Raw genomic sequence first — 19,274 nt, 5'->3', positions numbered from 1 at the left:
AACGGTTGTAATCCGCTCCCTTGAACCTCGAGCGTGGCCGAGTCATCATCAAGAAAAAATACGCGAATCACCCCTTCTACCGCGGTGCAAACCATGCAGAGACGAATCCTGATCCTCGGCTTCTGGCTTGCCTCGGCGCTCCCCGTCCACGCGGGCCAGGACCATCCCAACGTGGTTCTGATCGTGGCCGATGACCTGGGTTGGGCGGACCTCGGCTGTTACGGGAGCCGCTTCCACCGGACCCCGAATCTTGACAAGCTCGCCGGGGAGGGACGCCGGTTCACCCAGGCGTATGCGGCCAGTCCCGTCTGCTCGCCGACTCGGGCGGCGCTCATGACCGGCAAGCACCCCGCGCGGCTCCATCTGACCGATTGGCTCCCCGGCCGACGCGACCTCCCCGGGCAAAAGCTCGCGCGGTCGCTCATTCGCCAAGAACTGCCCCTCGAAGAGGAAACGATTGCCGAGTCGCTCCGCGCCGCCGGCTACGCCACGGCCCATGTGGGCAAGTGGCACCTCGGCGGTCAAGGATTCGACCCCACACGCCAAGGTTTCACCCTCAATATCGCCGGCGACTCGATGGGTTCGCCGCTGAGTTACTTCGCACCGTTCCGCCGCAAGGGCCAGATCATGCCCGGCCTGGGCGACGCCCCCGACGGCCAGTATCTCACGGACCGCCTCACCGACGAGGCTGAGAAATTCCTTGAGGCCAACCGCTCGCGGCCCTTTTTCCTCTATCTGCCTCATTACGGCGTCCACATCCCGTTGAAGGCGAAGGACGAGCTGATCGCCAAATATCCCCGGTGGGACGGGATCCCGCACGGGCGTCAGGAGAACCCCGTGTACGCGGCGATGATCGAGAGCCTCGACGAGAGCGTCGGCCGGATCGTCGCCAAGATCGAGGAGCTCGGGTTAACCGACGACACGCTCATCCTCTTCACCAGCGACAACGGGGGCCTCGCGACCCTCGAAGGCCCGAACACGCCGCCGACGAGCAATGCCCCGCTCCGCGAGGGAAAGGGCTACCTCTATGAGGGCGGTTTGCGCGTCCCCCTGATCATGCGCTGGGCCGGGCGGGTGCCGAAAGGGATCGAGGAGACGCCCGTCTGGGCGGCCGACCTGCCCGTGACCCTGAAGGCCCTCTGCGGGGTTCCCGGGCCGATTGCGGGCGACGGCGTGAGCCTCGCCTCGCTGTTGACCGGGGCGAAGCCGATCGCCTCGCGCCCCCTCTTCTGGCACTACCCGCACTACAGCAATCAAGGGGGTCGGCCCGGGGGCGCGGTCCGAGACGGCAACTGGAAGCTTGTCGAAGACTACCAGTCCGGCCGTCGCGAGCTTTTCGACCTCGGGCGCGATATCAAAGAGTCGACCAACCTCGCCGAATCCGAGCCGGGGAAGGTCGAAGAGTTGGCCGCGAAGCTCGCCGCCTGGCGGAAGGACGTCGATGCCCAGATGCCGACGCCGAACCCAGCCTACACGCCCAACGCCCAACTCGCCAACGGCACGATCCGCCTACTGGCCGGCACGGCCGAGGTCCATGGCGCGATGCTCCGATTCGAGCCACTTCCTCATAAGAATACGCTTGGCTATTGGGTCCGCGCCGACGACTGGGCCTCCTGGGAGTTTGACGTCACGAAGCCGGGAACATTCGCGGTTCAGGCCCTGGTCGGCTGCGGCGACGGCAGTGGCGGAAGCACCGTTGCGTTCCGGGTGGAGGATCAGAGGCTGAAGCTCACCGTCCCGGTTACGGGCGGCTTCCAGCGGTTCGTGCCCCAGGCGCTCGGTCAAGTCACCCTCCCACGCGCCGGCCGGTATCAGCTCGAGGTTCGCGCGATCAAGAAACCAGGGCCGGCGGTGATGGACCTGCGGGAAGTCACCCTCTCGCCTTAGCCAAGGTGGATCAACGTGGAACGACCGAGGCTCACTGACACAGGCGTGTGTTGATAAAACGAATCAGTGAGATCAGGTGTTGCCCGCGGAATCACGGCATACTACACTCGGTGAATCATCGCTCGCGACGGGCGATGGATGTGACCCGGCTATGGCAGCCCCCTGTGTGTACCATCACGACGGCGGGGCTGTTTTCGTGCGCCCTGCGTCCGACCGAACGGTCGGATCGGAGGACCACCTCCCGCCTTCGGAATCCCGCGGCGATGGTTGCCGCACTGTGCGCGGATCCCGGGCCCACCACCCAGGATCCCGGGAGGTGGTCCCATGCCCATGACAGCAGCACTCCGTGAGCCGGTCCGGTGCGACCCGTTCGAAACCGGTTCCGAACATCCCTCTTGCCGCGGTCCAATCGACACGCGAGCAAATGTAACACCGCACCCTCACTGGCCAAGCCCACCGGCAAGTGAGAATTCCGTTTCGGTGAGCGAAGAGGACCTCTTGGGTCGCTATCGAGACGCTCGTCGATCGGAGGATTTCACCGCGCTCGTCGTCCGCTACTCCGACGAGTTGAGTCGCTACCTCGCCCGTTACCTTGGTGATCTGGCGCTCGCTGAAGACGTGCTCCAGGACACCTTCCTCCGGGTCCACAGAAAATGCGACCTGTACCGAGACGGCTTACCGGCCCGGCCCTGGCTGTACGCGATCGCCATCCACTGCGCAGTCGATGCGCTGCGACGATCCCGGAAGCTGCCGACGATCCGGATCGACGGACCGTGTGCAGCGGCGGTCGAGGAGGTCGATCCCGGATCCCTGCTCGAATTGCTGGCCAGTGCTGCGCCCGGACCGCTCGAGGAATTGCAGGGACGGGAACGCCAAGAATGGGTCCGCGAGAGCGTGGCCCGGCTCTCCGAACCACTGCGGCAGGTGCTCTTGCTCGCCTATTATCAGGGGCTGAGCTATGCCGAGATCGTCGGACTGCTGGGAATCCCCCTCGGCACGGTCAAGTCGCGGCTGCATGGCGCCATCGCTCAGCTCCGTGAAATGGCCGAGCGGGCAAAGAGGTCATGATGCCATGGACCCCACCGAGCTGCTGGATTACGCCCTCGGCCGGCTGGACGGCCCGCGTCGTGCGCGGCTCGAGCGATTGATCGCGGACGATCCGGGATTGGCCGCTCGCGTCGCTCGCCTGATCCGGAACCTCGACAGCCTCCTGGATGATGGCCAGGGGCATTGTCCCCCGAAGGAAGAGGTGTCGTCCCAGTCGCCCCCCCCGTCGGACCCGGCTTGAGCGAGCGTCAACACCGGAACGGGAGGCCCAAGCTTTGCTGCTGTCCCGTCTCGGTTCCCCTCGCGAGCGACCCTTGACGTCGGCTCTGGGTCGTTCTTGACCGGATCGCCGATTTGATCATATCCCAATCCCCGTTGGGGAGGGCAACCCGCCCGCGGCCCCAGGGGAATTCAATGGAATTCGCCGTTTCCGCAAGGGGATCGCTCTGATCGCCGCTGCTGACATCTGATCATGTCTAGAGTATCGGCTTCCGATCCGCGTGCGGGTCTCCCGGATCGGGCCGGTCGCGTTCTTGAGCGATGAGGCGGGTCGTGGCAACACTGAGCAAGGAACGGCAATAACCGTGCGATCGCGACAACTCCGCAATGGCGGCAGCCCACAACTTGTCCCGCTCGATACGGCTCCGGCGGCTCTCGGCGATGAGCGAACTGCAAGCCTCATAGAGGTCGGTTTCGCCGACCGGTGTCGGGACGGATCGCCGGTGTTGATTCCTCCAGGAGGTGAAGGTGGCAAACCGGCCTTGAAGGAGGGATCGATCCATGTGCTGGTCCCCGAGAGGCTTTTCGCGGGCCGAAACCTCTCACCGAATTCGGATACGACTTACTTCAATTCGTCGCGATTCATCGCCCCCTATCGAGGGTCAGAAAAGTTATGCACCCGAGGGACGCTTGGTCAGAGGGTTCATTTCCCTTGTAGCTTCGAAGGGGTGACCGTTCATTGCGAGGGGCGCAAGCCCCTGGAAACAAAATATGCTTAAATCCGAATCCGTTTCGTTTGCAGCCCCGAAGGGGGCGACCGTCAAACGTAGTGTCCGACTCGGACGGTCGCCCCTTCGGAGCTGCAAAACATAAATATGTCGATTGTCCCCAGGGGCTTGCGCCCCTGGCGATGTACAGTCGCCCCTTCGGAGTTGCAAAATGCGTGCGTCACTTTTCTGACTCACCCTAGTATCCACAGCATGCTTCAGAGGGGCAACCATCCACCCACCTTTGAATACCGAAAGCCACAACCACCCCAAAGGACCAACCGTACAACCCTTCCTGGGAACGACCGGCGGCCCGTCGCTCATTCTGCGATAACCGATTTGGTGGGCACGACACACCGTGCGACGCACGCGAACGTTGGTTCGACATACGTCTGTCGATACGGATGGTTCACGAGTGGGTTAGCCACCTCGAGAATCGCCCTGGGGAAATGAGACTTTAGCAAGGATACCGGGATCTCGTTGTGATCCTCGGACGCCGGGCTTGGGATCTGGATTCCACGCATCGACGAGCAGATCGTGTTTTTGTAAACATACGCCTGTTTCAGCGGTGAATCGTGATCGCGTAGCGTGATCGCCGCATGACTCGGCGCAGTATCATCAACGAACACGTTGTCATGGATCGCGACTCGGCCCGAAGCCTGCAGGAGCGATTCACGCGGGTTGTGGCAGATGAAATTGCCGTAGATCTCCTACAGGTCGGCCGAGCCGGGGCCACTGGCGGGAAAACCACCGACCAGCATATTGGGTCGGTCCCCATCGGGACTGCGCGCATCGTTCTTGATGAACACATTGTGCCTGATGAGCGTGCTGCCGGGGCCGATGCGGGGCAGGGTCAGCTCCTGGTGACCCCGCCACGAAAACGCAACGCATGATCAGATCTCACGGAGCGGCTCGGTGGCGTCACCGAAGCGGTCGAGCCGGACGTCCATCTTCTCCATCATCGAGAGGTAGAGCCGGCACATCTGCCGGTTCGATTCCTTGCGGTAGTCGAGGACCCGGCCGGTCTCGATCTTGCCGCCGGCCCGGCCCAGCATCACCACGGGCAATTGCGTGGCGTCGTGGCCGCCGCTCATCATGCTCGAGCAGAACATCAGCATCGAGTTATCGAGCGCGGTGCGTTCTCCCTCCTGGATCGCATCGAGCTTGCGGGCGATGTAAGCGAGCTGGCCGACGAAGAACTGATTCACCTTCAACCAGTCGGCCGTGTCGGAGTGCGAAAGCAGGTGGTGGATCATGTAATCCACGCCCAGGTTCGGGAAGCGGAGCGACGAGTGGTCGTTGTTCAACTTGAGCGTCGTGATCCGGGTGGTATCGGTCTGGAAGCCGAGCACCAGGATGTCGCACATCAGCCGCATATGGTCGGCGATATCTTGAGGGATCCCCTCGGGGGGCCGGGGGATGTTGGGCTTGTCGAGCGTCGGCCGCCAGCCTTGAAGCTCGCCGCGCTTGCCCGCCCCCTCGATTCTCCGCTCCACGTCGCGAACCGATTCGAGGTACTCGTCAAGCTTGAGCTGGTCGGTCGTGCTGACCTGGCGGCGAAGGTCGTTGGCGTCTTCGAGCACGGCGTCGAGCACGCTCTTGTCGCCGCGGCGGACTTCATCCTTGAACAGCCGGTCGAACGCCAGGGCGGGATAGAGCTCGAGGGGCGTCGGGGTCGTCGGCGAGGTCCACGAGATATGCGAGCTATAAAGCATCGAATAATTCTTGTGGACTGATGGGTTCGACTTCTCGCAGCCGAGCACCAGGCTAGGGACCTTGGTCGAGCGGCCGTAGGTTGCGGCGAGCCACTGGTCGACGCTCGTCCCCGAGCGGATCTCGCCGCCGGAAGCGAGCGGCGAGCCGGAGAGGAGGTTCCCGGTCTGCGAGCTATGGATGTTCCCCTTCAGCGCCTGCTCGTTATACAGGCCCTGGACGAAGAGCATCTTCTCACGGAAGTCGTTCAATGGGGCGAGCACCTGGCCCAGCTCCATGCTCTTGCCGGCCCCTTTGGCCCACCACTCCTTGCTGTGGAACCCGTTGCCCGCGAACAGGACCGCCAGCCGGACGGGGGCCTCGCTCGAACCGGCCTTGCCGGCCGGCTCGTCGCCCCAGACGGGGCGCGACTCGAGCCAGGGGAGGGCCATCGACACGCCGAGTCCTCGGAGCATGGTTCGGCGACTGAATCGGTGGGTCGTCATCCGGGTCAACTCCGGTCTCATTGAGGGGTGGAAATTCTTCAATCCGTGTCCGCGGTCTCGCGTCCGCGGATCTCGCGGAACTGCCGGCTCAGGACGATCACCTCGATCGCGGAGCCGACGCGGTAATCGTTCGTCTTCAGGGCGGCCTGCATGTCGGCCAGGAGCGTCGCGTCCGAAAGCTGGATCGAGCGTCCCAGGGCGAAGCCGAGTAACTTGCGGCAGGCTTGATTCAGGAAGGACTCGCGGCGCACGGTCAGGAGATAATCCGTGAGCCCCTCAAGGCCCTCGAATTGCGTCCCGTCCTTGGCCTTGGATCGGGCGTCAATCGGCCGACCCCCCAGGTCCTTATCGCGGCGGCGGCCGATCGCATCGAAGCCTTCGAGTGAGAATCCGAGCGGGTCAATCCGTTCATGGCAGACGATGCACTTCGGGTTGCTGGCGTGCTGCTCGACGAGTTGGCGGACGCTCAGACCGTCGGCTCCCGCTTCGTCGTCCGGCAGGAGCGGAATGCCCTTGGGGGGGCGTGGCAGGCGTTCGCCAAGGAGGACCTCGCTGATCCAGTCGCCTCGGAGGGTCGGGCTGGTCCGGGAAGCGCCGGACTGCTTGGCCAGGACCGTCGCCTGGCCGAGCACCCCGCGCCGGCCAAATTGCTTGATGCCGTCCACCCGGCGCCAGTCCTCGGACTTGCCGGCCACTCCTGGCTTCTTCTCCAACGGGATGCCGTAGTGCTCGGCCAGCGGGCCGTTCAGGAAGGTATGATCGGCGTCGAGGATGTCGAGAATCGAGCCGTCGTTCCGGAAGAGGTCGGTAAAGAACCGGACCGACTCCTCGTACATCGCGCCTCGGAGCCCGAGGAACGTGGGGAAGTGACGCTCACTCTTCTCGTCAAGCTGGTCGAAGTCGGCGATGTGGAGCCACTGGCAGGCGAACTCGGTCGCCAACCGCCGGGCCTTGTCGTCCCGGAGCATCCGCCGAGCCTGGCTCGCGAGCGTCTTGGGGTCGGTGAGCTTGCCCGACTCGGCAAGCGTACGCAACTCGCGGTCAGGCTGCGACGACCAGAGGAAGTAACTCAGACGCGTGGCCAACTCCTCGTTCGAGACCGGACCTTGCCCCGCCCCCGGCACCGGCTTCTCGGCCCGGTAGAGGAACGCCGGCGCGACCAGGACCCGGGCGAGCGTCATGCGGAACGCCTCCTCATGGGGGATCTCCTGCGCCCTCAGTCCTTTGTAGAGACCAAGCAACTGGCTCGCCTCAGCTTCGGTCAATGCGCGACGGTAGGCGCGGGCGGCGAAGTCGAGGAGTGTGCCGACCTGCGTGGGCTCAACCGCAACCAGTCGCCGCCGGTAGGCATCCGCTCGGTCGTTGATCGGCTGGCGGAGCGGTTCGAAGACCTTGGGGTCCGCGTCCTGCGAGGCATATTCCATCAACTGGGCGAAGGCGTCCACGAGGGTCAAGGCGTCGCCGCTGATGAAATGGAGCTCGTCCCAGAGGCGGTCGAGCTTGGCCTTCGCCGCGTCGTCGAGCATCAGCCGCGCGAGGTGGCCATCCTCGCGATGGAACAGCGTGAGCGTAACGACTTCATCGACCGGCACGATCTTGTTGTAGCAGAGCGCGGCGGGGAACAGGTTGCGAAAGTCATCAAGGGCGGCCTCAATCCGCTTCCGGCTCGCGCTCCCGTCGTTGACGACGATCGGCGAAGTGGATGATGCCCGCCGGTTATCCGAGGTCCAAGGTCCGGCGGCAAGAGTCACCTTCAGACCGCTCGGATTCAGCCCGGTGACGGTGGGCGGCGGCCCGGCAACCACGTTGAACTGGACGCTCCCTTCCGCACCCGTCGTTGCTTCGAGCGTCCCGGTCGTGACCAATTCGGCCCCTTCGGCAAGCTCGGCCGGGAGCCGAAACGAGATCACGGTTGGAGCCTGAACGCAGAGGTCGCCGGCGTCGATGGCCTTCCCGTTCGGGTGCTTGCCGAACCTCGATTCGTCGAGTCCCCAGTCTGGCTTGATCGTCGCCAGCCCGGGCTCAACCTCGGGTCGTGTGCGAAGGATCGTGCCAAGCAACGGCCCGCCGAGCGACCGGAGTTGTCGGTAGAGCGTGGCGTCGGGACCAGCCTTCGAGGCGGGCGTGCCCGAGCGAATCAGCCGCTGCGTCTCGGCGGCGAGCCGGTGCTTCTCGTCGTCCGACTTCGCGGCCTGCCACCTGGCCAGGACCGACTCGGCGGGGATCACCGCATCCGCTTCGGTTCCGCCCTTGTCGGGCTCGGTGTAGAAGTGCCAGACCCCCGGATGGCCCAGGCGGTCCGCGTGCGGGTTGCCGGCCAGGACGTCGCTCGAGACGTCGGCGGCGAGATCCCAGGTCCGACCGGTTTCGCCCGTCTCGACGATTCGCAGGTCGATCGCGGTCAGGTCGCAAGAGTGATTCCCGTCACGAGCGCCAATCGCGAGGGCGAGGAGGTCGCCGGGCTGGATGGCAAGCCTCTCGATCGGGTCGACTTTCCGTTCTTGGTCCCCTTGCGCAATACCGGCGGCAAGCCGACGTCGTCTCGAGCCGCGGCGGAGTTCGAGCGACCAGGTCACGCCGTTCCCGCATTCGGGGTGGGCATGCCTGACCGTGGCTTCAACACGCACCGTGGTCATCACGGGGCTGAGCCAGCCAACGGCCGTGCGAAGGGTCGGGGACGGGTGAACCGCAACCCCGTGCGGCTTCATGTTGCCGGGAATCCGAACGTGCTGGTCGGAGGAGTTGGTCAAGAGTTGCGGCGTCTCGTTACGGCCCCAGCCATTGATGAAGTCGTGGCCCCCGCCTCGGGTGAGCTTGTCGGTGAAGTGGCCGGTCAGGGTCAAGGCTTCGGCCGGCACGATGCCCAAGTAGTCGAGCCAGGCCCGGAGCGCGACCGGATCGAGACCGCGTCCAAGGGCCAGCTCCTCAAGGTCGACCCGGCCTCGAGTCGCCTCGACTTTGGCCGACGCATCGAGATATTCCGTGGTATCGGCGAAGAGCCGCTCGCGCCTCGTCGCCAGGTCGCTGGCGACCCGCCGGACGTCCCGCAATGGAAGATCCGGGCGGCCGGGCGCGACAAGCCTCGGCTGCCGCCAAACGACGAAGTCGTGCTCGTTGCCGTCCCCCGCGTCGGTCGCAACCAGCGAGAGCGTCACGTCGTTGCCGTCGGGCGAGGAGGGCACCTTGAACCGCACCTCCTGCTTCGCGTTCAAGGGGCTGACCGGCTCCATCCAGGCCTTGGGACCACCCAGCTTGCCGATGTGGCCGACGCTGGAGAACTTCCAGAGCCCCTGCTGCCAGGCAGCGACCTCGGCGACGAGAGCGGGGACATTTTCAAGCGTGGCGACCCGCCAACGCGCCTGAAGCCCGCCAAGCAGAAGCGACGGCGTCGAGCTCGAAAGGCTTCGCCAGAGGATGCCCAGATATTTCGCATTCAGCCCGCTTTCGCTCGCAACGGTCTCGATGCTCTTGGCCCCCGAAATCAACGAGGAACGCTCGGCGATCGTCGCGGCGAAGTAGCGATCAAGCGGCAGGCGTCCGCCTTGGTTGGTGTCGAAGACGATCCCCTGCAAGTTGACTTGTTCGCCGCCGCTGCGAGGGTCGGTGTACTCGCGATAGAAGTCGCGGATCTTGGTCAGCGTCTCCTCGGTCCAGTCGCGTGGGGTGGCCCCAGGGGAGAACCGAAAGCCGTCGGGCAACAGGACCGCATGGCCGGCAACCCCTTTCGCCGCATCCAGATACTTGGTGACGAGCGAAGGCGACATCACCAGCGCATTGCCCGTGTTCGTGAACCCCTCGCCCGCCGCCCCATCGACGGGGAACTCACGGGCCGGTTCGAGCGTCGCGACGCCCGTCAGATCGCGGAGCGTGTATGTGTATTCGGCGTTATTCAGCCGTCTGAGGACCACTCGTCCCGGGTCGCCGGCCCGCCGGATCGCCTCGGCCGTGAGAAAGCCCCGCACCCACCCCCGCAACCGGGCGCGTTCGCCGGCGTCCGGCTGATCAGCCTCTTTGGGCGGCATCTCGCCGTTATCGAGCATCTCGGCGACTCGCTGCCAGACGCGCGGGGCGTTCCGCACCTGGTCGAGCTTGGTGAATCGTTCGAGGTCGAGGTCCCCTTCCTGTTCCTCCGCCGAGTGACACTCAAGGCAGTACCGCTTCACCAGCGGGAGCACGGCCCCCTCGAATTCCTTCGAGACCTGTTCCAACGCGGGCGGCGCGTCGCCGAACCCGAGGGCAGGGGGCGCGAAGCTCAGCAGAATCAAAAGGAGGACCAATGCGTGTCTGGCGCCCATGCCCAATTACTCCCGTGCCCTCGACCGCCCGACCGCCTGACCCGAGGCGTCCGGAATCTGAACGACCAACTTCGAAAGGGAACGGATGAGCAGGATCGGCGATCGTGCTTTGACCCGTGGCTCGAGTTAAACATCTTACAAACAAGGCCGGCCGATGGGAAGCAGTCGCTCGTCGCCCCTCGGGGATCTCGGTTAGTCAGGGGCGTCTCAGCCGGGGCCTTGGTGCTTGGGGACATTCCCCCATTCAAGGAGAGCGCCACGAAGTCGATTTCGCTCAAGGATCGCACGCTTCGCCAGGCCCGATCAACCGGATTCCCGCACGGGATCGAGCGGGAAGGGCGGAGTGCCCTATCCGAACTCCTGCGGCGGATCGTCGAATTGTGCTGAAAATTCCGCCGAGAACGCGTTCAAGTGGCGGGTCGAAGACAGTCAGTGAACAAAATCACACAACCACAAGCCGGTTTGCGAGCGTTTTGCCTCGTGGTCGCTCGTCGGATATCCTCTTATGTTACGGCTCGCGCAAAGCCGAGACTTCATATTCATTGAAAACTGAACTCACTGCCCCCACGATCCCCCGGGGCCGAGTGCCAAGGCGCACTCGCCCGCCTGGCGATCCCGATTGAACGTCGAGGCAAGCCCCCGAGTCGACTGGGAATCCAAAAGTCGCTTTGCATTCACGATGGAACAGACGTCATGGCCGACTTCACACCAACCCAGGGCCGCTATCTGGCCTTTATTCGCGCCTACATCAGTCAGCACGGATACCCGCCTGCCGAGACCGAGATCGCCGCGGCCATGTGCGTGGCTCCGCCGTCGGTGAATCAGATGGTGAAGATGCTTGAGAAGAGAGGGTTGATCCTACGCCACCCAGGACAGTCTCGTTCGATTCAGATCCTGATTCCGGAGGACGAGATCCCGTCGTGGAACAGTCGCAAGCCCGCGAAAAAAAGCCCGGCGCCGTCGCGGCCGGTCGTCAAAGCCGCCCCACCGGCACACTTATACGTCATCTCGACCTTCATTTTGAGTGGCCCGATCAGTGAGAAAACTGCCAACAAGGTTTTCTGGCGAGTGATTGAAATCCGCGGCGACCAGACACTCGAAGACCTCCATCACGCCATTTTCAAGGCATACGACCGATCAGACGAACGTGCCTACGAATTCCAGTTCGGCAAACGCCCGCACGATCCGACCGGGCCCAACTACGGACTGCCCCGCCCACAGAAAAGCAAGAAGGGATACGGCGACGCCCGTACAACGAAACTGGACGACCTGGGCCTGAAGCCGGAACGCGTCTTCGGCTACTGGTTCGACTTCGGCGATAACTGGTATCACAAGGTCCAGGTGGATCGGATTGAACAAGCCATCCCGACCGTCACTTACCCGCGTGTCATCAAGCGAGTGGGCAAGTCGCCGTCGCAATCTCGCGACGAATAGCGAAGGCGAGGACGGGTCCTGGATTCGAGCCCAAAAGTATTGGGAAGCCATGTCGAAACGCAAACTCACGGCCGCGGCAAAACGAGCGCGACGCGAACGGAAGCGCAAGTACATGATGGTTTTCATGAACGGCAAGCAAGTGCGAGTCCCGCGACCCCAGACGATCGATGGTATGCCCATTGATGAATACATCGTCAAGAACGCCGACCCCATCTGGTTGCACCAGAATGGCCACTGGGAGCACATCACTCCTCCGGAGGACGAGTTTCAAACCGAAACGTGATCGTCGCTTGCGCAGAGGTCAGCGAGGACCAGTCGGTCGACTTGACAGACAAGGACAAGACAATCCATAAGGTTTCATCTTTCCACACAAAAAAACTAGCACGACCTATCGACACCAAACGATGTCGATTTTAACCCGTTTAACATGTCATGAAGATTTACGGGCTGAGGTTCTCCCGGGCTTCATGGCTGGCGGGATCGCCTTGGCCTCGGACAAGCGGACCGGCATCGGTCCTTCCTGATCGCCCAGCGCGAACGGGGGCGGTTCCCGATCAATCGACGCTCTCCCGCATCCCGGCGCTCAGCCGGGGCAAATTGTCCCAACAAGGGCGCGATCCATCGCGCCCGGAATCGATCCGCGCCGTCGTTCCGGCCTACGAACTGGGGCGAATTCTTCGAGCGTGACCATGGCCAACGGCGAGAGACGCGTGCCGAACGACGGCCCCGTGCTGTTGAAGGACCGCGTTGCGATGCCGGATCGCCGTCACGACAGTGACAGGCACGTGGTCGTGGTTCGGAGCAGGCGAGCGATGAGCGGGGGAATCGTGCCGGAGATCTTGACGTACCGGCTTATGATGCCGAATTGCCTTCACGACAGGCTCGGTTGGGGGATACGGGCTCGGCAGGGGCGCGATTTGGGGGGGAGTCGCGACCAACGGTGCCGGCGGTGCCGGCGGTGGGACGGTTTGAGCAGGCCCAAGTGTTACCGGGTGACCGACCACCACGGGCGGCGATTCGGCGGGAGGATCCGAGGGCGGCAGCAGAGGGCTGACCATGATCGGATCACTGACGAGGGCATAAGCGGGGCCGACGGCCACGAGAGTCGCGCCATCGTCCTTGGTCACCGTGACTCGGATCGCATAAGAACCGGCCTGGGCGTAGGTATGGTTCCCGCTGACAAACATGACCGGCGGCCCGCCGTTGAGTGAGGTCGGGACCAGGAATGCAAGTTGGCCCTGCGTTGGGGGTGTTCCGTCACCCCAGTCGATCGTCGCCTCGACGACCCCCGCCGTTCTGAACGGCCCGGGGAAGTCCAGGGTCGCGACTTGCACGTTGGTCAGCGCCGTACCCGTGGTCGGGAACAGCACAGGGGTCGGATACTTGACGTTCTCCAGAGCAACGGTGGCCTGAGACGTCAGGGTCGTCGAGTGGCCGTCGTTGTCCGTGATTGAAACGGTGATTGCGAAATGCCCATTGTTTTGATAGGTGTGGCTTCCTTCGATTCCGTAAGATTTCAGGTAGGGCGCGTTCCCGCCGGGGTAAAGCAGACGCTCAAGACTGCCGGCGGACGTGGTGCCGTCACCCCAGTCGATCGTCACTTGGTAGCCGTCGGGCTCCTGGAGCCCCCGCGCGTCGTAGAATTGACCGAGCGTGTGTGAACCGAACTCACTGCCGACGACAGTGTTGACGTCCGTCGGCGTCGAAGCGAGCGGCCCGGCCTTGATGGTGGCCTGGTCGTTCACGATGGCAGTGTGGCCGTCACTGTCCTTGATCGTGACGGTAATCGTGTAGTTCCCAGTCTGCGCGTACGCGTGGTCGCCTTCGACATCGAAGTCGTTCGTGAAGGAGTATCGACCGACCGTGCCGGATGTCGGCGCCGAATTGTCGCCCCAGTCGATGGTGACATTGAAGTCGCCTGCCGTACTCTGGGGCCACTTGGAGAAGTCGGCCAGCGTCTCACCGGAGAATCCCGTACCGACGTCATGACCGAACGGTACCCCCTGGAATTCCAAGATCTGGAAGCCGCCGCGCGCCTTGATCGCTCCTCCGTCCGCCGACAGCAGCAGGCGACCTTCCAAAACCTCGCCCCAGGGCTTCAAGCCCCGTTTCCCCGATCGCTCGGCGACCCGAGACCGGTCCTCGTCCCCGATCTGAATCCGACGCCCCAAGAAGCTCATCACTCGCCCCCTTCATTGATGTAGATCTTCGTCGATCAATCGTCGCTCAGGTCAATCCATAAATCGACCCCAGTCGGCATCATGCCTAAGCATTCCCCCCACTCATACATCGCAGGATGCGTCAGATCTCCGTCACAAACTCGCAAGTCATTTGTCCTGATACCTGGGACGAGTCATTCTCTTCCGATCAGCGAAGGCGTACAGTCCTTGTTCGACCGCGCACTTCAATGGGGCCACGGCTCGGAAGCCGTGGATGACACGCGTCAAGGAGGCAGGGAAGCGGGTGGGGATCGAGCTTCAATGGGGCCACGGCTCAGAAGCCGTGGATAACCAGTTCGTCCTGGAAGAAGAAGATCTGGTCGGTGGAGCTTCAATGGGGCCACAGCTCGGAAGCAGTGGATGACCTTGCTCAATGTCGTCGGGTTCGGCAAGGAAGCCAAGCTTCAATGGGGCCACGGCTCGGAAGCCGTGGATGACTCCGCCGAAGAGACCAACCGTAAGGCCCGCCTCTAGCTTCAATGGGGCCACGGCTCGGAAGCCGTGGATGACATCCCCCTCACGCACCAGTCTCGCCTCAACCGATCGGCTTCAATGGGGCCACGGCTCGGAAGCCGTGGATGACTGCGGAATGCAATCCCGCAATACCGCACAAATGAAAGCTTCAATGGGGCCGCGGCTCGGAAGCCGTGGATGACGTCGAGTATGCCAGGGGCGAACCGTCCCAGGTAAGGCTTCAATGGGGCCACGGCTCGGAAGCCGTGGATGACGGCTGCCGTTGGGGCTGCTGTCCCTCCGGAGGATATGCTTCAATGGGGCCACGGCTCGGAAGCCGTGGATGACCGGTTCAGGGTCAGGTTCAGGCTGCCAGAAGGCAAGGCTTCAATGGGGCCACGGCTCGGAAGCCGTGGATGACGCGATCGGCTGGTAGGTTCGCGCCGGGAGGGCACAGGCTTCAATGGGGCCACGGCTCGGAAGCCGTGGATGACGTCAGACGCGAGCATGTCCGGTTGATCGGTAGAGATGCTTCAATGGGGCCACGGCTCGGAAGCCGTGGATGACGTTCAATCAGCGTCACTCGCATGAGGCGGTGGCTCGAGCTTCAATGGGGCCACGGCTCGGAAGCCGTGGATGACTCTCATTCGCGACGGCGTTCATGTGCCGCACTGCGAGCTTCAATGGGGCCACGGCTCGGAAGCCGTGGATGACGGCAAACAGCCAATCACGTATCTTGAGACTTGCACAGCTTCAATGGGGCCACGGCTCGGAAGCCGTGGATGACTCACCGATCTCTCCATAGGGCTTCTCTTTGCCGTCAATGCTTCAATGGGGCCACGGCTCGGAAGCCGTGGATGACTGCCCGCCGGCTCCACCGGGAGCGGCGGCATGACGCTTCAATGGGGCCACGGCTCGGAAGCCGTGGATGACTTCGGCAACGATCGCTACGTCGTGGCCGCCTATGTGGAGCTTCAATGGGGCCACGGCTCGGAAGCCGTGGATGACCGCCGAGGCCGCCAAGAGCCGCATCGTTCACGCCGAGCTTCAATGGGGCCACGGCTCGGAAGCCGTGGATGACGCGAACCGTTGTCCCAGATCGCATTGGCATTCGCGCTTCAATGGGGCCACGGCTCGGAAGCCGTGGATGACCCGAAGGATTGACGGACTGCAAAACCCCCTGGAAATCGCTTCAATGGGGCCACGGCTCGGAAGCCGTGGATGACCAAGAAGACGTGGAACGTCGCTGATGAGGATGGCTACGCTTCAATGGGGCCACGGCTCGGAAGCCGTGGATGACTCGTTTCGGTCGCAGGCAACCATGATTTTATTTTTGAGGCTTCAATGGGGCCACGGCTCGGAAGCCGTGGATGACCTGGATCGCGGGCGAGTGCTTCGAGCGGCAAGAGGCGCTTCAATGGGGCCACGGCTCGGAAGCCGTGGATGACAGTCCGGCGACAAGTCCACCGTCGAAATCAAGTCGTTGCTTCAATGGGGCCACGGCTCGGAAGCCGTGGATGACCCGATGGCGAGTTAACGCCCGAACTTGAGGCGGCCCTGCTTCAATGGGGCCACGGCTCGGAAGCCGTGGATGACGACGGTCACCAACGGTGGCTCTGGTTACACTTCGGCCCGCTTCAATGGGGCCACGGCTCGGAAGCCGTGGATGACGAGATGACTCACCCAATCGGCGATCGGTCCGGCCGTGGCGCTTCAATGGGGCCACGGCTCGGAAGCCGTGGATGACTGTGCCGGCGAAGCTTGTTTTTCCGTGTCAACGCGCTTCAATGGGGCCACGGCTCGGAAGCCGTGGATGACTCAATGCCGAGTTCTGGTCGAACGTCGCACATGGCGCTTCAATGGGGCCACGGCTCGGAAGCCGTGGATGACGACGATCGCGCAGATTCGAGGGGAGGGTAATGCCGCTTCAATGGGGCCACGGCTCGGAAGCCGTGGATGACGTTCTCAGCAGGCAGGTTCGCCATCGCGCGGGCATGGCTTCAATGGGGCCACGGCTCGGAAGCCGTGGATGACTCGGCATGTACATGAATCCGATCACCGGCGAAGACGCTTCAATGGGGCCACGGCTCGGAAGCCGTGGATGACGGATGATCGTCGATCGGATCCTCGCTAACGAGGCCGCGCTTCAATGGGGCCACGGCTCGGAAGCCGTGGATGACCCACTCCGCAAGCATCACCCGGACATCGACCGCGGTGCTTCAATGGGGCCACGGCTCGGAAGCCGTGGATGACAAGTTTTTACATGGACTGGCCAGAGCGAGGAAGCTGCGGCTTCAATGGGGCCACGGCTCGGAAGCCGTGGATGACGAATCGAAGTGACGACGGAAGAACTGTCCGCGTTACGGCTTCAATGGGGCCACGGCTCGGAAGCCGTGGATGACGCGAGGACGCGGCGCGGGCGGTGGCGAAGCGGAAGCTTCAATGGGGCCACGGCTCGGAAGCCGTGGATGACGATGGACAAGACTGTTCATGAGGCCAAAGGGGAGATTGCTTCAATGGGGCCACGGCTCGGAAGCCGTGGATGACACGGCGTGGAGGGGCTAGGGAGAGGTGGACGGCGGGGCTTCAATGGGGCCACGGCTCGGAAGCCGTGGATGACGGCCGGGGACCTAACCTCTCGTAGTGTAGCGAGTTAGTGGGGATCTTGCGAGAGGTGACTCTTCTTGGGTTGCTCGCTCGCACACGAGGGCGAGCCTTGTTGCCCGAAAGGCATGAGGTGAAACGACTTATCGTTTGCGAGAGGGGCTAGGGCGGCATTTTCACGCTTAAATCCTTATTGTCAAAGAGCTTGAAGACGATCCCGGAGCCGGCGCGGATTTCACGATCCTCGTGCTCGCGGGTGGTCAGGCACCGAAGCCTACGAAGGAGGTTACTCGCTCGGGACGCCCAAATCATCCGGTTACCAGCGAACAAGCGGCGGGTCGCGTGGCGAGGGGCGGGAAGGGCTGGCCAGTCCGAATTCGGGGGGGAATCGCCAGAGGCGGTGGGGAGTCCGGCCGGATGCTCGTTGGATTTCGATCGGGCGGAGACCTGGAGCACGATGGAGAAGGGTCGGGATGAAACAGGCGGCGATCGTGGCCTAAGAATGGCTTCGCCGCCCCGACTTCCCTTCCGGGTCGGTTGAGGTTTATGGAGCGGGGCAGTCGTCAGAGGTCAAAAGCCTCGGGAGGAAAAGGCCGAGACCGAAGTGACAGGAGTGCCCGAGGGCGATCGGGCCCGAGACCGGGTGCGGGAAGCGGATTCGGAAATGACCTCGGGGACGACGCTCGCCATCGCCACCTTCCTTGAGACGGCTCAAGTAAAACTCCAGGGGACGGATATGCCGCGGCCCGATCCCGCAATTGCCCGAGGGCGAGGGCTCGATCGTGGCGCCAAGGAACTTTTCCGGGTCAATCTCGGCGCGACGGGCCAGTTCCTCTTTGAGGACTTCGCGAACGAAGGAGGCGTGACCGTCGGGGCCTTGGGTCCATTCGAGCGGGTCGCGGTTGCGGCCCCGGCGCTTGAGGTGGCGGGTCACGACGAACGGGGTCGCGGATTCCCAGGTCGTCGCCGGGCCCAGGAGCCGAGAGCGGGCAAAGTCCTCGGGAGCACCCAGGCCAATGACGACAAATGACAATTCGTGATCGCCGTACTGGAGCCGACGGAGACGGTCGATCGCTTGAAGCTCCAGGCGACTGAAACCCATCGGTGCGTAAACGGCGACGTGGTCGATAGCGCCGTCGCCGTCCTCATCCACCGGGAGGAAAAAGGCGTGACGGTGTCCGGTAAGGGGTTTGCGATCCTCGTCCTTTCCCCAGAACGCCGGGGTGATCGTCGTGAGGTCGGCGACGGCGAGTCGGGGATCGTCGGGTTTATGGAGCCACTTGCAACGGCGCAAGAGCTGCACCCGCACTTGCTCGGCGAGTCGTATCGTGTCGGTGACGAGGGGCAAAACCGGGCCGTCGAGGGCGAACCGCACGAAGGTTGCCGGCGGGCGGTGCGGGACGTTGGCGCGCGGATCCCGTTCCTGATGCGTGGGTCGGATCGAGTAGTTCACCCATTTCGCTCCGGGCACTTGAGGCCATTGCCGATCGTGGATCGTTTGCGTGTCGAGGCAAAGATGCCAGCGCGGGGAGTCGAAGAGGAGGTCTCCCGGCTTGAACCCATTCTTGAGCATTTTTGCCGTGTGAACAGGATAACATTCATTTCCGAACGCGGTGGTCGGGTCGGGGCAGAACACGGCCACCGGGTTGGGGTCGGACGGCTCGGCGGGGAGGCAGTTCCAGCGGTCGGGCGTCGAAGTCGACAGCTCGAGATGGGCCCAGCTCTCCGCTCGACCAAGGGAAGTCAGGTTTGCGACGAGCTGGGCGAGCACGGCCCGGTCGCCGGGGGGGAGCTCAACGTCCGGCCAGCCGATGACGAGTGGCTGGGTGCGGTCGATGGCGACGAACGTATCGAAGACCAGAGTGCGGTCGTCCGGTCCGGCCTTCCCCCGCGGCATATAGTGCCGGGTGTGGGCGACTCGTGACGCCGGGAGTTGGAAGCTCGGCGGGGGGAGCAAGGGTTCGAGCACGCGCCTGACTTGCTCCTCCGAGAGATCCGGGCAAGTCCGCCTCCAGACGGCGACGAGGGCCCGCAAGAGTCGCCAGGGAGAGGGCGGCCACTCAGGGGCACCTTCGTTGACGTGGCGGCCCCAGGGGGTTGCGTGGTATCGACCGGCCGGGAGATTCAGCGTCAATGTGACGGGCATCAGCG

Annotated in this window: 10 protein-coding genes and 1 CRISPR repeat array; of the genes, 5 read left to right on the top strand and 5 right to left on the bottom strand. The window is 63.6% G+C overall.

Annotated features, from left to right (window positions below):
- Positions 1-93: 93 nt before the first annotated feature.
- The 3 genes from BUS42_RS32745 (at position 94) to BUS42_RS32735 (ending at position 3,175) form a co-directional block, all read left to right on the top strand.
- The gene (locus BUS42_RS32745) at positions 94-1,887 is read left to right on the top strand and encodes a sulfatase-like hydrolase/transferase (RefSeq protein ID WP_074314135.1); all 1,794 of its coding nucleotides are present in this window, start codon (positions 94-96) and stop codon (positions 1,885-1,887) included.
- A 498-nt stretch (positions 1,888-2,385) separates the two neighbouring features.
- Complete coding sequence (locus BUS42_RS32740; RefSeq protein WP_254053942.1) at positions 2,386-2,955, top strand: RNA polymerase sigma factor; 570 nt, start codon at positions 2,386-2,388, stop codon at positions 2,953-2,955.
- A 4-nt stretch (positions 2,956-2,959) separates the two neighbouring features.
- Positions 2,960-3,175, top strand: coding sequence for an anti-sigma factor (locus BUS42_RS32735; protein WP_074314131.1), 216 nt, complete (start codon positions 2,960-2,962; stop codon positions 3,173-3,175).
- A gap of 235 nt (positions 3,176-3,410) precedes the next feature.
- Here the strand turns inward: BUS42_RS32735 and BUS42_RS32730 are convergent, their stop codons facing one another.
- From BUS42_RS32730 to BUS42_RS32715, 3 genes are all read right to left on the bottom strand, one after another.
- Positions 3,411-3,716: a hypothetical protein gene (locus BUS42_RS32730; protein WP_074314129.1), complete on the bottom strand. Its 306-nt coding sequence runs from the start codon at positions 3,714-3,716 to the stop codon at positions 3,411-3,413.
- 1,097 nt (positions 3,717-4,813) lie between these two features.
- Positions 4,814-6,118, bottom strand: a complete 1,305-nt coding sequence (locus tag BUS42_RS32720; RefSeq protein ID WP_074314125.1) for a DUF1552 domain-containing protein — start codon at positions 6,116-6,118, stop codon at positions 4,814-4,816.
- A 38-nt stretch (positions 6,119-6,156) separates the two neighbouring features.
- Entirely contained in the window at positions 6,157-10,413 is a 4,257-nt protein-coding gene (locus tag BUS42_RS32715; protein WP_083670900.1) for a DUF1592 domain-containing protein, read from the bottom strand.
- A gap of 693 nt (positions 10,414-11,106) precedes the next feature.
- Here BUS42_RS32715 and BUS42_RS32705 point away from each other — a divergent pair.
- A complete protein-coding gene (locus BUS42_RS32705; protein WP_074314119.1) occupies positions 11,107-11,847 on the top strand; it encodes an IS1096 element passenger TnpR family protein in 741 nt (246 codons plus the stop codon).
- Between the two features lie 49 nt (positions 11,848-11,896).
- Positions 11,897-12,130: a hypothetical protein gene (locus BUS42_RS32700; RefSeq protein ID WP_074314117.1), complete on the top strand. Its 234-nt coding sequence runs from the start codon at positions 11,897-11,899 to the stop codon at positions 12,128-12,130.
- Between the two features lie 373 nt (positions 12,131-12,503).
- On the opposite strand, the gene BUS42_RS32695 is transcribed toward BUS42_RS32700, so the two are convergent.
- Both BUS42_RS32695 and csb2 read right to left on the bottom strand, forming a co-directional pair.
- Complete coding sequence (locus BUS42_RS32695; RefSeq protein WP_074314115.1) at positions 12,504-14,027, bottom strand: hypothetical protein; 1,524 nt, start codon at positions 14,025-14,027, stop codon at positions 12,504-12,506.
- Between the two features lie 221 nt (positions 14,028-14,248).
- A CRISPR array of direct repeats spans positions 14,249-17,139; the repeat unit is 37 nt; unit sequence GCTTCAATGGGGCCACGGCTCGGAAGCCGTGGATGAC.
- Between the two features lie 528 nt (positions 17,140-17,667).
- Positions 17,668-19,269: a type I-G CRISPR-associated protein Csb2 gene (csb2, locus tag BUS42_RS32685; RefSeq protein ID WP_074314111.1), complete on the bottom strand. Its 1,602-nt coding sequence runs from the start codon at positions 19,267-19,269 to the stop codon at positions 17,668-17,670.
- Positions 19,270-19,274: the final 5 nt, after the last annotated feature.

Origin of the sequence: Singulisphaera sp. GP187, from assembly GCF_900129635.1 — a bacterium.
Classification (GTDB): Bacteria; Planctomycetota; Planctomycetia; order Isosphaerales; family Isosphaeraceae; genus Singulisphaera.
The sequence above is the reverse complement of the archived record's forward strand: the minus strand, read 5'-3'. Positions and strand labels throughout refer to the sequence as shown.

Excerpts from the sequence above, each read along its gene's own strand:
- BUS42_RS32745 (WP_074314135.1), top strand. The coding sequence starts at position 94 with ATGCAGAGACGAATCCTGATCCTCGGCTTCTGGCTTGCCTCGGCGCTC.
- BUS42_RS32735 (WP_074314131.1), top strand. The coding sequence starts at position 2,960 with ATGGACCCCACCGAGCTGCTGGATTACGCCCTCGGCCGGCTGGACGGC.
- BUS42_RS32730 (WP_074314129.1), bottom strand. The coding sequence starts at position 3,716 with ATGGATCGATCCCTCCTTCAAGGCCGGTTTGCCACCTTCACCTCCTGG.
- BUS42_RS32720 (WP_074314125.1), bottom strand. The coding sequence starts at position 6,118 with ATGACGACCCACCGATTCAGTCGCCGAACCATGCTCCGAGGACTCGGC.
- BUS42_RS32715 (WP_083670900.1), bottom strand. The coding sequence starts at position 10,413 with ATGGGCGCCAGACACGCATTGGTCCTCCTTTTGATTCTGCTGAGCTTC.
- BUS42_RS32705 (WP_074314119.1), top strand. The coding sequence starts at position 11,107 with ATGGCCGACTTCACACCAACCCAGGGCCGCTATCTGGCCTTTATTCGC.
- BUS42_RS32700 (WP_074314117.1), top strand. The coding sequence starts at position 11,897 with ATGTCGAAACGCAAACTCACGGCCGCGGCAAAACGAGCGCGACGCGAA.
- BUS42_RS32695 (WP_074314115.1), bottom strand. The coding sequence starts at position 14,027 with ATGAGCTTCTTGGGGCGTCGGATTCAGATCGGGGACGAGGACCGGTCT.
- csb2 (WP_074314111.1), bottom strand. The coding sequence starts at position 19,269 with ATGCCCGTCACATTGACGCTGAATCTCCCGGCCGGTCGATACCACGCA.